Genomic DNA, 13727 nt, shown 5'->3' with positions numbered 1-13727 from the left:
GGATACATGCCGTTGGCCTTCACGACTGCCTGCGCGACGTGAACGGGATGCCGCACGGCGACGCTTTTTGTGGCGCCGCAGCAAAACCATACGCATTCGCATGGTCACCCCAAGCCAGCTAGAATCGGGATCCCACCCCCGAACCGGTTGCTGTTGCAGGACCGGATGTTCCCCCAGCAAATGTGAGCCGGCCATCGGCTGGCACTACAAGGACCCCGTACAAGATGAAAATCCTCGTCGCGTACAAGCGCGTGGTGGACTACAACGTCCGCATTCAGGTCAAGCCGGACGGTTCCGGCGTGGTCACCGACGGCGTCAAGCTGTCGCCCAACCCCTTCGATGAAATCGCCCTGGAAGAAGCGTTGCGCCTGCGCGACAAGGGCATCGCCAGCGAGGTCGTGGTTGCCACCATCGCCCCGGCCGACGCCCAGGCGCACCTGCGCAACGGCCTGGCCATGGGTGCCAATCGCGCCATCCACGTCGTTACCGACCAGGCCATCCAGCCGCTGACCGCCGCCCGTACCCTGCTCAAGCTGGTCGAGAAGGAACAGCCGGACCTGGTCATCCTGGGCAAGCAGGCCATCGACGATGACGCCAACCAGACCGGTCAGATGCTGGCTACGCTCTGGGGACGCCCGCAGGCGACGTTTGCCAGCAAGCTCGAGATTGCCGATGGCAAGGCCACGGTGACCCGTGAAGTCGACGCCGGCCTGGAAACGCTGGAAGTGGACCTGCCGGCCGTGGTCACCACCGACCTGCGCCTGAACGAGCCGCGCTTCATCAAACTGCCCGACATCATGAAGGCCAAGGCCAAGCCGCTGGAAACGCTGCAGCTGGCCGACCTCGGCGTTGAAGCCGCCGATACCTTCAAGACCACCCAGTACGCCGCGCCGTCCAAGCGCAGCAAGGGTGTGATGGTCAAGGACGCGGCTGAACTGGTTGCCGCACTCAAGCAGAAGGGGTTGCTGTAATGAGCAGGATTCTCGTCATCGCCGAGCACCACGACGGCAAGCTCAACGCCGCTACCGCCAAGACCGTCAGCGCTGCCGCAGCCATTTCCGGCGCCAGCATCGACGTGCTGGTGCTGGCCGCCGACCCGACCGCTGTTGCGGCTGAAGCGGCCAGGATCGCCGGCGTCGCCAAGGTCCTGACCGTGGCCAACGCCGCCAATGCCCACGCGCTGGCCCAAGTACTGGCCCCGCAGATCGCGCAGCTGGCCAAGGGCTACACGCACGTGTTCGGCCCGTCGACCACCTTCGGCAAGGACCTGATGCCGTGCGTGGCCGCCCTGCTCGGCGTCAACCAGGTCTCCGACCTGATGACCGTCGAAGGCAGCCACACCTTCAAGCGCCCGATCTACGCCGGCAACGCGATCATCACCGTCGAAGCGCCCGCCGACCAGATCGTGGTCGCCACCGTGCGCGCCGCGTCGTGGCCGGAAGCTGCCCAGGGTGGCAGTGCCACCGTTGAAGCGGCCAGTGTCGATGCTCCCCTGCCGGCCCACACCCGTTTCATCGGCCTGGCCGCCGGTGCCAGCGACCGCCCGGACCTGCAGAGCGCCAAGCGCGTGGTCTCCGGTGGGCGCGGTGTCGGATCGGAAGAGAACTTCAAGGTCATCTTCCAGCTGGCCGACAAGCTCGGCGCCGCCGTCGGCGCCTCGCGCGCTGCGGTCGATGCCGGCTACGTGCCCAGCGACCTGCAGGTTGGCCAGACCGGCAAGATCATTTCGCCGGAGCTGTATGTGGCGGTGGGTATCAGTGGTGCCATCCAGCACCTGACCGGCATCAAGGATGCCGGCACGATCGTGGCGATCAACAAGGATCCGGACTCGCCGATCTTCGAGATCGCCGATATCGGCCTGGTCGGGGATCTGTTCACGATCCTGCCGGAGCTGGAAGCGGCCCTGGCCTGAAGTGTGGCGATGGGGTCGGAGCGGCGTGGCCGCTCCGACCGCCATCGCCTCAGCCCGTGCGCCAGCTGGCGTATGCTTTCCTGTCACTGGCCCCGTGGGCCTGAACCTCATGGACGCGCCATAGACATGTACACGATCTTCCTGCCCCACTGTCCTTCGGCCCCGACCCGATGATTGTCGGTTCCGGACTGGTGGCCCGTGCGTTCGCGCAGCGCTATGCCGAGGACGATTCGACCATCATTTTCGCTTCAGGCGTCTCCAACTCGAACGAGACCGACCCGGATGCGTTCGCACGCGAGCGCGCCATGCTGACCGGGCACCTGGCCGAAGGCCAGCAGCGGCTGGTCTATTTCGGCAGTTGCAACGTGGTCAACGCCAAAGAGCACTCGGCCTATTTCCAGCACAAGCGGGCCATGGAAGCCCTGGTGATCGGCTCTGGCCGCGGCACCGTGCTGCGCCTGCCGCAGGTGGTAGGGCGTACACGCAACCCCAATACCCTCACCAACTTCCTGCGCGACTGCATCCTGCAGGAGCGGCAGTTGACGCTGTGGGCGGGCGCGCAACGCAACCTGATCGACATCGATGACGTCGCCGCCATCGCCACCCGCATTCTCGATGGCGGTGCAGCGCCATCGGTGGTGGCAATCGCTTCGCCGTGGTCACTGCCGATGCCCCGTATCGTCGACCTGTTCGAACAGGTGCTCGGTCAGCGCGCGCATCGGGTGCTGATGGACCGTGGCGAGGCCATGGCGATCGACAGCACCCTGTCAGAGCAGGTCGCTCGCGACATCGGAGTGGATTTTGGGCCAGACTACCCACTCCGCGTGATCCAGAAATACTATGGCCCCCGCCATGAAACCTGAACTCTCCATCGTCATTCCCGTCTATGGCAGTGCCTCGATCCTGCCCAGCCTCGTCCGCCGCCTGGAGGAAGTCCTGGTGCCGGCGCTGGGTGCCGATGGCTTCGAGGTCGTGCTGGTGCACGATTCCGGCCCGGACAATGCCTGGGAGGTCATCCGCAGCGAGGCCCGCACGCGGCCATGGCTGGTGGGCGTGGACCTGCGCCGCAACGCCGGCCAGCACAATGCGATCATGGCTGGTCTGGGCTTCGCGCGGGGCCGCTATATCGTCACGATGGACGATGATCTGCAGCACGACCCGGCCGACGTGCCGCGCATCCTGCAGACCCTGCGCGATGGCGCCGACCTGTGCTACGTGCAGTTCGAAGGCCGCAAGCATGCACTGTGGAAGCGCGCCGGCAGCCGCTTCAACGACATGGTCGCCGCACGCCTTCTGAAGAAGCCCGAAGGTCTGTATCTGTCGCCCTTCCGCGGTTTCGTGCGTGAACTGGGCGAAGAAGCCCGGCGCTACCAGGGCCCCTTCGTCTATCTGGACGGACTGCTGGTGCAGAGCACCAGCCCCAAGCGCATCGCGACCATCACCGGCCAGCACCACGCACGCAGCGATGGCCGCTCCGGCTACAGCCTGAGCAAGTCGATTTCGCTGTGGCTGCAGATGGCCACCAGCTTCTCCATCGTACCGCTGCGCTTTGTCTCGCTGGCGGGGGTATTGGCTTCGTGCGTGGCGTTCCTGCTGGCCGTGGTGGTGCTCTGGCAGAAACTGCACAGCCCGCAGATGGCGGTCGGCTGGCCGTCACTGATCATCACCATCCTGTTCATGGGCGGCCTGCAGTTGCTGGCGCTCGGCGTGATCGGCGAATACACCGGCCGCGTGCTGCTGAACATCAACAACCGCCCGCAGTACATCATCGGACGTACCACCAACGTGGCAGGCCGGGACGAAGACGATCGTCCCTGAACTCCGCGGACGCGGCCTCAGGCCGCGCCCATCCGGCGCCCCAGCCAGAGGTAGGTCAGGCGTCGCGCCTGCGCCATCAGGCGAGCCTTGAGGTTGCCCACGCGCAAGGTCATCGGCGACAGCAGCTGCGGATCGGCCGCAGCCAGCGCGTTGTGGAAATCGATGGCCTGCTGCGCCTGGTCGTTCATCAGCCTCACGCTCCACTGCCCTGCATTGATGCGGAAACTGGCCAGGCTCTCGCGCAGCGCGACCATGTCGCCCTGCAACATGATCGCCGAATAGCTGGCCTGGTCGATGAGATAGGGGTGGGAGTTGTCCCAGCCGCCCGCCTGCACCAGCAGCTCGCGCCGGAACATCACGCAGCCCGGCTCGCCGAACAGGTTGGTGCCGGCAAGCACCGATGCCCGTACCGCATCGCGCCCGCTTACCAGCCCCTTCAGCGGCCCCAGGCCCCGCCCGGCGATCACCACCTTGCCCTGCGCGTCCACAAGGTCGCGCTTGCTGGCGACCAGCACGGCCGAGGGGTGTGCATCCAGCGCTGCGACCTGGCGGCTGAGGGCATCGGGTGCGATCAGGTCATCGCCACAGACCAGCTTCAGCAGTTCGCCGCGGGCTGCCATGCTGACCCGGTCCCAGTTGGCCTTGGCACCGCCGCCGGCGGGTGTCGGGCTGAGTACGCGGACCTTGGGATGATCGGCATAACGGGCCAGCAGTTCGTCAGTACCGTCGTTGGAGGAATGATCAGCCACGACCAGCTCGAAATCGTCGTAGTCCTGCGCGAGGATCGAATCGAGCGTCTGCGCAAGGTACTCAACGTTCCGGTAGGCCGGCACGACGACCGAGACACGTGGATTCATTCCTTCTTCTCCGCGGTAGGTGGTTCCGGTCGTCGCCGGAACGAGAAATGCTTGTGGCCGACGTAGTTGAAGATCACCACCAGTACGGTGATGGCGATCTGGGTCGGAATGGCCGGCAGCCCCAGCACATCGGCCAGCAGTGCCAGCGCCCCCATGTTCAACAGCAGGCTGCCGACATTGACGCTGGTGAAGCGCAGGAAATCACGCCAGCCATTGCCGCTGACCCGGAACACCAGCCGCCGGTAGACGAAGAACACCAGCACCAGCGAGACCACCCAGGCGATGCCCAGGCTGACCACCGACGGCACCCTGGGCCCCAGCAGCAGCACCAGGCCGGCAAACAGCGCCGTGCTGAAGGCGGTGTTGGCACCACCGACCAGCAGGAACAGCACGCGCTGGTCCTTGATCAGGCGCTGCAGTGGGCCGGGAGGGCCAGAGCGCGGCAGCGGGCCGCTGTCATCCTTCATGGCCATGCTCACGGTACCTCGCAGCTGACCGAGAAGCCGGTAAGCAGTACACCCAGTTCGCGGGTGTCGCTGCTGCCTGGCTGGTCGCGGCTGGGAATGCTCACCGGGCTGACTGCCAGCTCGGCATGCTCATTGCCCACACGCGCGCGCGCCGCCTGGCCTGGCTGCACGGTCAGCACATCCTCGTTGCCTGCGGCGGTGCTGATGCGCACCTGGCGCTCGGATTGCCCGGGCGGCACGTACAGCTCGGCGAAATAGGCGCAACCACAGGGCGGCAGCGCAAGCGACGCGTGCGCGCCACTCCAGCGCACGGCGCCTTCGGCCGCATGCCATCCCTGGGTGTACTCGATCGCGCGCGTGGAACAATCGCTGGCAGTGCTGTCGGCGTACAGCGCCAGATGGCGCTCACGCATGACGTTTGCGCCTTTGCGGGCATAGTCCAGCTGTGCCTGCAACAGACCTGCCGCGGCCTCGTCGGGTACGGCCCGCAACAACGCCTTGTTCATGGACGCGAAGATGTCTTCGCGGAAAGGACTGGCTTTCCACTCGTGGACGTAGGTGAGCAGCTGGGTCAGCAGCACCGCCGACAACAGGCCGCCCACCAGCACGCTCCAACCCGGTGCCCGGCGGGGCCCGGCCTGCAGCTCGCGTGCCGCCAGCCAGATCACGCCGATCAGTCCCAGCACCAGGTCCATGTAGTAGCGCGACGCCATCACGGCGGCTGGACCCTCGGCACCGCGCGCCAGTGTCAGCGAAGCGGCGATCAGAACACCATAGAGGGCCAGCAGCAGTGGCAGCCGCGACCCGGGGGCACCACGGCGCAGCCAGGCTACAGCCGCGACCACGCCGACCAGCAGCAGGATGGCCCCGAGCACCGCAATGGTCTGCAGCGGCAGCTTTCCGCCCAGCAGCACCGCCTCGGGATACCCCATCGTGGAGCCCACTGCGTACAGCAGCAGCGCCGGTACGTCAGCACCGACATTGAGGCCGTTGCGGGTGGACGCATCGGTGACCGATCCGCTGAGCAGATACACGACCATCGACAACCCGACCGCCGCGCTCGGCAGGATGCCGGCCCAGCGTCCCTCGGCCCGCCAGCGCGGCAGGAACGAAAACACCTGCACGATCATCACGGCGCCGACAAAGGCATAGTTCCAGCCCATGCCGCACACCAGCACGATCAGCGGCGCGGCAAGCACCAGCGCCACCACCCATACCGCCGGCCAGCGCGAACGCGCGGACAGCAGGTGGGCATGGCCACAGAAGAACGCCACGAAGGCCAGGTTCTTCGTCCACAGCGGCAGGCCCAGATCGAGGGTCAACAACTCGTAGCCTGCCCAGCTGAAGCACAGAGCCGCCACGGTCACCGTCACCACCACGTTCAGCCAAGGGCGCTTTGCGCCGGGCTGGTGCCGCATGTCGGCCATCCAGGCCATGCACAGGCACGCCGCGACAGCCGAGATCACCACGCCGGTCAACCGGTTGGCCAGCAGGACGTCCAGATCGAAAAGGCTGACATTCGCCCACAGGAACAGCTGATTGACGAATCCGCGATGCGAAGATCCGCCCCAGAACTCGAAGGTGGACAGATGGCCCGCCTGCCATTGGTCGAGCTGGAACAGCAGGCGCAATGAATCCATGTAAAGCGCGTCGGGGTGCGCGCGGTTGAGGATGACCTGGTGGATGGCCGCGAACGCCGCCACCACGGCCAGCACCAGGGCAACGCTACGCCAGGGACGTCCCTGTGCAACGGCGGTGCCTGCGCCGGTATTCGGGCGTTGTGCTGCGCCCCCTCTCATAGGCTGCCTCATGCGGCCCGCTCATCGCGCTGCATCGATGATGACAACACCCGCCACAGCGCCTCACGCGAATATTCCTGGTCGATGAATGCCCGCTCCGCCGTCGAGACACGCTGCCAGAGTGCGTCATCGCGCAGCAGCGAGACAATGTGCGCAGCCATCGCCAATGGTTCGTCCGCCACGGGCATGAAGGCGCTGGCGCCGCTCAGCCCCTGCATGCCCACCGACGTGGTTACGCAGGGAACACCGTGGCGCAGCGCTTCGAGCACCTTGCCTTTCACGCCACCGCCGAAACGCAAGGGCGCGACCGCAACCCGTGCGTGCGCATAGAAGGTTTCCAGGCGCGCGTCGCTGACATAGCCGGTCACCTCGATCCGCTCGGATGCCAGGGCCTGCACTTCCGGACGGGGGTTGGACCCCACCAAGCTCACCCGCACGTCGGGAACCTCGCGCTGTACCAGCGGCAGCACCTCGTTGACGAACCACAGTGCGGCATCGACGTTGGGCGCATGCGCAAAGCCCGCCACCAGCAGGATGCCCTGGCGGCTCTGCGGCGATGGCACCACCTCCGATTGTTCGAATGCGTACAGCGGGATGGTCGCAGCGCGGCTGGTCGCAGCGGGTGCCTGTTCGGCCAACCATTGCTGCACGTGGCGCGTCTCATCATCCGACGGATAGAGCACGACGTCGGCCTGCTGCCAGAGCGCATGCTCGAACTGGCGGTAACGCTCGGTCTCCCGCTCCAGCTCATCGTCGGGCTTCACCTGCAGCTGCTGCTGCATGCGCAGGTGATGGATGTCGTGGCCGTAGTACACCAGCGTTGCCTTGCTGTGCCTGCGGACGCTGGCCACCAGCTCGATGGAAATGTGGGGACGGTTGAGGATCGCCACATCCAGGTAGCGGCCGTTGGCCTCCATCCAGGCGTCGAAGCCGGACGCGCCCACGCACGCGGCTCCATGCATCACCTCGATGCCCGATTTCTGCAGCGGCAGTGCGTACTCGGCATCATAGTAGGCGTTGGCCGGCCAGAACGTGACCTGGCATCCTTCCTGCACCAGCGTCTGCAGCACCTGGCAGGTCGCACGCGATCCTGCATCACGGTCAGGCTGGGGAATGTAATGATCGACCACCAGCACGTGGCGCTTGCCGCGCGAACGGTCACGCGCCAGGAAGACGTTCTCGGCATTGGGGAACTGTGCTTCCTGCAGCATCGGGCCCCAGCGTTCGAGGAACTTGTCCCGGTTGACTGCCTGCCACGCCTTTACCCCGCTGCTCTCGTCGGTGCCGCTGGAAACACCTTCGTAGTGCACGACCACCGACTCCGGCTGCATGTAGACCTTCAGGCCGCGTGCACGTACCCGGAATGCGATGTCCGTGTCCTCATAGTATGCCGGCGCGAAATGCTCATCGAATCCGCCAAGTTCGCGGAACAGGTCCAGCGGCAGCATGATCGACGCACCGGACACGTAGTCGGCTTCCTTGAGATAGCTGTAGGCCGGGCGTGAGGGATCATCGAGCCGCCCGAAGTTCCAGGCACTGCCATCGGCCCACACGATGCCGCCCGCTTCCTGCAGCCGGCCATCGGGGTAAACGAGCTTGGAACCGACCAGGCCGGCGTCCGGATGCGACTGGAACACCTCGACAAGGGCATCGAGCCAGCCTGGCCGGACCTCGGTGTCGTTGTTGAGGAGATACACGTAGCGGCCCTTGGCCAGGGTCAATGCCTGGTTGCAGGAACGCAGGAAGCCCAGATTCTTCGGGTTGGCGTGATAGCGCAGTCCCGGGATCGCCGCCAGACCGCCGATCTGCGTGTCACCGGAGGCATCCTCCAGCACCAGCACCTCGAACGGTACGCGTGCGCCGGCGCGGGCAATGGATGCCACGCAGGCCAGACTCTGCTCGAAATTGCCGTAGGTCGGGATGACGATGCTGACCACCGGATCGTCCACCTCGGCGAAGCGTACGCTCTGCAGGATGGCCTGCGGGTCGCTCCTGACGTCCTCCAGCAACAGCCCGTCCAGCGGCGCCGGCGTGGATTCGTCCTGCTTCAGCAGCATCCGCTTTGCGATCGGCACCATCGGCTTGAGCAGTGGATGCCGCGCCAGCCCCGATGCACGCAGCGACTGCAGCACCACGCGCCACTCGCCGCGCAGCACGCGCCCGGCGAAACGCAGGGGCTTGGTGATGCGCCAGGAACGCGAACTGATCAGCGAGCCGGTCAGATCCTGCAACGACTGCAGTTCCTCGCGATAGGATGACAGCAGGGCCGACACGTCGCTGCCATCGCCCTCCTCCGCCTGTTGCCGACCCGCCAGGCTGACGCCTGACTGGTGGAGAAGCTGGTCGATCTGTTCATGGCGCTGCCGCAGCTCGGCGCGTGCCGCGCTGGTCAAGCCGGACACAGCGGTCATCTGCGCCTGCAGCTGGCTGCGGACCTCCCAGACCTCGGCCATCGCCGACTCAAGGCGCTGGGCCCGCGCCTTCTCCTGCTCCAGTTGCTGCTGCAGACGCGCAACCGCCGCGCGCTGCTCCTGCTCCAGTTTCTGCAGCATCTGCTGCTGCAGCAGCTGTTGCTGCTGCAGCCGTTCGGCGGCGGCCAACCCAGCCTGCTCAAGCTGTCGATGCAGCTCTGCCACCACGCCCTGCTCGCGCACCACATGGCCCCGCAGCGAACCGATCTCGGCGTCCTGCGCCTGGGCCCAGCGCGCGACTTCGTGGTGATGGGCGTACAGATCCTCCGCCTCGGTATACAGCACCGACGCTGGCAGCTGCGGCAGCAGCGATGCGTCCGCCGCGGCCACCACCACGAAATAGACGGCATCGGGAATGACTGCCGCGCGCTCCTGGACACCCTCGCCGGTATCGGTCAGCGCCTGGTAGACAGGCTGCGCCGGTCCGGCATCCAGCCCGGTGATGGTGGAACAGACCGACATGCGGTGACCGCACAGGTGCATCGCCGGGAAATACCGCCCCACAAGGGCGCGGAACTCCTCCAGGTAGAGTTCCTTGACGTGGTATTCGTTGTGGTAGCCCGCACGATCAGAGTAGACCTCCTTGTTCGGCGAGGACATGATCATCACGCCATCCGGCCGCAGTACGCGACGGATTTCGGACATCATCTCTTCCTGCTCGTACAGGTGTTCGATGGTCTCGAAGGACACGACCACATCGACGCTGTCGTCGGGAAGCGGAATCGCTGCGGCAGATCCCTGCAGGTACTGCAGGTTCGCTACGCCGGCATAGCGCTCTCCCGCATGCGCGACGGCATCCTGCGAGATGTCGACACCGCGGACAGAACGCGCGCGCCCGGCGAGCATCGCGCTGCCGTAGCCTTCGCCACTGGCCACATCGAGCACGTCCTTGCCTTCCACCAGGGGCAGGCACCACGCATATCGATGCAGATGTTCCTGGCGGATGACACCGTGTTCGGTGGGGACGAAACGTTCGCCGGTGAACTCGATCATCAGGATTCCTTGGTGACTTCGATGGCAAGCATGGGCAGCCCCACCAGGCCAAAACGCATGGTCTCGTCGATCGCGCGGAATTCCAGCGCGTCATGGATCCAGTGCTGCTGGGTGTGGTCGTGCTGGTCGCCGGAGGCCACCGCTGCATCGATCATGTAAGAGCCGGACGGCATCACCGGCATGCGGAACAGGAACGAAGCCACGACAGACTCGCCGGCCCGCCCGCCCACCGGTGCGTCCTTGCAGGCGAAATAGCTGTTGTCGCCAAACAACCTCTGGCCCAGTCGATCCTTCACATAGAAGCCGACGATCAGGCTGTCCAGCGACTGCATGAGCTCAACCCGGACGCGCAGGCGGACCAGCTCGCCACCCTCGGCCATGCCCAGCGGCAAGCCGTCCTGATCGGTCAGTGCCACATCGACAATGCGCGCACCCTGCGCACCGAACTCCTGGCCCACGTTCTCCGGGTCGAATTCGAACAGAGCGATCCGGTTGCTGACGCCCGCTTCGCGCAGGGCATCGTGACGGAAGTCGGGAGCATCGGACGCCAGCCTGCGCGACTTCCTTTCCACCTTCACGTCCTCGACACCGGCTTCGCGACGGCCGACCACGTGCTGCTCGGTCATGTACGCCTCGATCACCTCCTGCGACGTACCGGACAGGCGCATCTGGCCATTCTGGAGCCATACCGCACTCTCGCAGAGGTTGGTCACCGCCGCCGCATCGTGACTGACGAACAGCAGCGTGCCGTTCTTCTGGAACTCGCGCAGGAAACGCATGCACTTCTGCGAGAAGAAGGCATCACCTACGGCAAGCGCCTCGTCGATGATCAGGATGTCGGCATCGACGTGGGCGATCACTGCGAACGCCAAGCGCACCGACATGCCACTGGAATAGCTGCGCACCGGTTGGTCGATGAACTCACCGATGTCGGCGAAGGCCAGGATGCTCTCCATGCGTGCTTCGATCTGGGGCCGGGTCAGGCCCAGGATCGTCGCGTTGAGGTAGACGTTCTCGCGCCCCGTGAACTCCGGATTGAAGCCGCTGCCCAGTTCCAGCAGCGCCGCCACCCGCCCCTTGACCGTGATGTGGCCCTCGGTGGGGTTGAGGGTACCGGCGATCATCTGCAGCAGGGTGGACTTGCCCGAGCCGTTGCGGCCGACAATGCCCACGGTCTGTCCGCGGCGTATCGAGAAACTGACGCCACGCAGTGCCCAGAAATCCTTGTAGAAGGACCTGCGCTTGCCTGCCAGCGCCTGCAGAAGCCGATGCGAGGGACGCTCGTACATGTGGTACGACTTGCCCACGCCCTGTACGTCGATGACGACGTCATTGTCGATGCGATCAGAGGACATCGGCAAAACCCACGCGCAGCTTGTTGAACATGCGATGGCCCAGCAAGGCGACCGTGCAGGCGATGAGCGTGTAGATGCCAAGCCCTGCCCAGTTGGGCATCCGGCCCCAGATCACCACCTCGCGCACCTGGTCGATGATGAAGGTCAGCGGGTTCAGTTCGAACACGATCCGGTAGCTTTCAGGGACGGATTCAACCGGCACGATGGCCGATGACAGGAACAGCATGGCGGCGGCCATCACACCGGCGATCTGGCCGATGTCGCGCAGATAGACACCCAGCGACGACACGATCCAGCCGACGCCCGCCGTCAGGATCACCAGCGGGATGACCACCACCGGCAGCAGGATGGCCGTGGCCGGAATGCTGCCCTTGATGAACAGCTGCAGCAGCAGCAGTACCACCATGTTCATCAACAGATGGAACAGCGCCGAGAAGGTCATGCTCCAGACCAGGATGTCCAGCGGAAACACCACCCGCTTTACATAGCCGGTATTGGCAACGATCAGCTGCGGTGCGCGGGTGAAGCACTCGGCGAAGAAGCCGTGCACGGTCAAGCCGGCGAACAGGATCAGCGCGAAGTCGGTGGTAGAACCGCTGGAACCTGGCCACCGCCCCTTCATGACGAAGCCGAAGGCCAGGGTGTAGACCAGCAACATCAGGAAGGGGCTGATCAGCGACCACAGCAGGCCGAAGCTGGCGCCGCGGTAGCGGCCCAGGACTTCGCGCTGGCTCAGCTCGAAGGTCAGCGAGCGATGCTTGCCGAATACCGAGAGAATCCCCATCAGGCAACCTGCTGCGTCAGCGCCCGTTCCAGATCCACCTGCAGATCCCCAAGATCCTCAACCCCCACGCTCAACCGTACCAGCGCATCGCTGATGCCCAGCTGCTCGCGACGGGCCACCGGGATCGACGCATGGGTCATCACCGCCGGGTGGTTCACCAGGCTTTCCACCCCGCCCAGCGACTCGGCCAGGGTGAACAGCTCGGTGTTCTCGCAGAAGCGCTTGGCCGCCTCGAAACCACCCTTCAGCACGATCGAGACGATGCCGCCGTAGCCAGCCATCTGCCTGCCCGCCAGCTCATGCTGCGGGTGCGAGGCCAGGCCCGGGTAGATCACCTTTTCCACCGCCGGGTGCTTTTCCAGCCACTGTGCAAGCGCCATTGCGTTGGCGCAGTGCGCCTTCATGCGCAGCGGCAGGGTCTTCAGGCCTCGCAGCGCCAGGAAGCTGTCGAACGGGCCCTGCACGCCGCCCACCGAGTTCTGCAGGAAGGCCATCTGCTCGGCCAGGTCGGCGTTGTCGCCGACCACGACCATGCCACCGACCATGTCCGAATGGCCATTGAGGTACTTGGTGGCCGAGTGCAGCACCAGGTCGGCGCCCAGCTCGAGCGGACGCTGCAGCATCGGCGAGGCGAAGGTGTTGTCGACCACCACGATCAGGCCGTGGCGCTTGGCGACGGCAGCGACCGCGGCGATGTCCACGATCTTCAGCATCGGGTTGGTCGGGGTCTCGATCCAGACCATCTTCGTCTTCGCGGTGATCGCCGCTTCGAAGGCCGCCAGGTCGGTCAGGTCGACGAAGCTGAAATCCAGAGCGGCTGTGCGGCGGCGCACGCGCTCGAACAGGCGGAAGCTGCCGCCATAGATGTCGTCCATCGCCACCACGTGGCTGCCGGCATCCAGCAGCTCGATCACGGTGGAACTGGCGGCCATGCCGGAGGCGAAGGCGAAGCCACGGGTGCCGCCTTCCAGCGAGGCCACGCAGCGCTCATAGGCGAAGCGGGTCGGGTTGTGCGTACGCGAGTACTCGAAGCCCTGGTGCTCGCCCGGGCTGGACTGCGCATAGGTCGAGGTGGCGTAGATCGGCGGCATCACCGCGCCGGTGCTCGGGTCGGGCGACTGGCCGCCATGGATGGCCAGGGTGGCCAGCGCCAGCGCGCGGTCCGGGGAAGAAGCGTTGGACATGTCGTTTCCTGAATGGCGCCGATGACCGGCGCCGTCGAAGGAGCGGGAGTCTATCAGCGCGGCCTTAACGAGCTTTGACGCGGATAA

At 65.6% G+C, this 13727-nt stretch carries 11 protein-coding genes; 4 read left to right on the top strand and 7 right to left on the bottom strand.

The annotated features are described in order from the left end of the window. Positions 1 to 224 precede the first annotated feature (224 nt). The 4 genes from D0Y85_RS02835 (at position 225) to D0Y85_RS02820 (ending at position 3730) form a co-directional block, all read left to right on the top strand. Positions 225 to 971, top strand: coding sequence for an electron transfer flavoprotein subunit beta/FixA family protein (locus D0Y85_RS02835; protein ID WP_093818820.1), 747 nt, complete (start codon positions 225 to 227; stop codon positions 969 to 971). Further along, entirely contained in the window at positions 971 to 1912 is a 942-nt protein-coding gene (locus tag D0Y85_RS02830) for an electron transfer flavoprotein subunit alpha/FixB family protein (RefSeq protein ID WP_117309469.1), read from the top strand. Before D0Y85_RS02835 ends, D0Y85_RS02830 begins: the two co-directional genes overlap by 1 nt. 170 nt (positions 1913 to 2082) lie before the next feature. Beyond that, on the top strand, positions 2083 to 2775 hold the full coding sequence (locus D0Y85_RS02825; protein ID WP_117309468.1) for an NAD-dependent epimerase/dehydratase family protein: 693 nt from the start codon (positions 2083 to 2085) through the stop codon (positions 2773 to 2775). Then, the gene (locus D0Y85_RS02820) at positions 2765 to 3730 is read left to right on the top strand and encodes a glycosyltransferase family 2 protein (protein ID WP_229290714.1); all 966 of its coding nucleotides are present in this window, start codon (positions 2765 to 2767) and stop codon (positions 3728 to 3730) included. The genes D0Y85_RS02825 and D0Y85_RS02820 overlap by 11 nt, the downstream gene beginning before the upstream one ends. Positions 3731 to 3747: 17 nt before the next feature. Here D0Y85_RS02820 and D0Y85_RS02815 read toward each other — a convergent pair whose 3' ends face one another. The 7 genes from D0Y85_RS02815 to D0Y85_RS02785 are packed head-to-tail and all read right to left on the bottom strand — an operon-like array spanning position 3748 to position 13640. After that, positions 3748 to 4587 carry a glycosyltransferase family A protein gene (locus tag D0Y85_RS02815; RefSeq protein WP_117309466.1) on the bottom strand — a complete coding sequence of 280 codons (840 nt, stop codon included), beginning with the start codon at positions 4585 to 4587 and terminating at the stop codon, positions 3748 to 3750. Continuing rightward, positions 4584 to 5054 (bottom strand): GtrA family protein, encoded by a 471-nt coding sequence (locus tag D0Y85_RS02810; protein WP_205420724.1) that lies wholly within the window; start codon positions 5052 to 5054, stop codon positions 4584 to 4586. The genes D0Y85_RS02815 and D0Y85_RS02810 overlap by 4 nt, the downstream gene beginning before the upstream one ends. 8 nt (positions 5055 to 5062) lie before the next feature. Continuing rightward, positions 5063 to 6853, bottom strand: coding sequence for a hypothetical protein (locus tag D0Y85_RS02805; protein ID WP_162887608.1), 1791 nt, complete (start codon positions 6851 to 6853; stop codon positions 5063 to 5065). Positions 6854 to 6861: 8 nt separating this feature from the next. Next, positions 6862 to 10317, bottom strand: a complete 3456-nt coding sequence (locus tag D0Y85_RS02800; RefSeq protein WP_117309463.1) for a glycosyltransferase — start codon at positions 10315 to 10317, stop codon at positions 6862 to 6864. Then, the gene (locus D0Y85_RS02795) at positions 10317 to 11672 is read right to left on the bottom strand and encodes an ABC transporter ATP-binding protein (protein ID WP_117309462.1); all 1356 of its coding nucleotides are present in this window, start codon (positions 11670 to 11672) and stop codon (positions 10317 to 10319) included. The genes D0Y85_RS02800 and D0Y85_RS02795 overlap by 1 nt, the downstream gene beginning before the upstream one ends. Beyond that, complete coding sequence (locus D0Y85_RS02790; RefSeq protein ID WP_117309461.1) at positions 11662 to 12456, bottom strand: ABC transporter permease; 795 nt, start codon at positions 12454 to 12456, stop codon at positions 11662 to 11664. The genes D0Y85_RS02795 and D0Y85_RS02790 overlap by 11 nt, the downstream gene beginning before the upstream one ends. Beyond that, a complete protein-coding gene (locus D0Y85_RS02785; protein ID WP_117309460.1) occupies positions 12456 to 13640 on the bottom strand; it encodes a cystathionine gamma-synthase in 1185 nt (394 codons plus the stop codon). Before D0Y85_RS02785 ends, D0Y85_RS02790 begins: the two co-directional genes overlap by 1 nt. Positions 13641 to 13727: the final 87 nt, after the last annotated feature.

This window comes from Stenotrophomonas sp. G4 (genome assembly GCF_003428825.1).
GTDB lineage: Bacteria > Pseudomonadota > Gammaproteobacteria > Xanthomonadales > Xanthomonadaceae > Stenotrophomonas > Stenotrophomonas indicatrix.
This window is presented reverse-complemented; position numbering and strand designations above follow the sequence as displayed.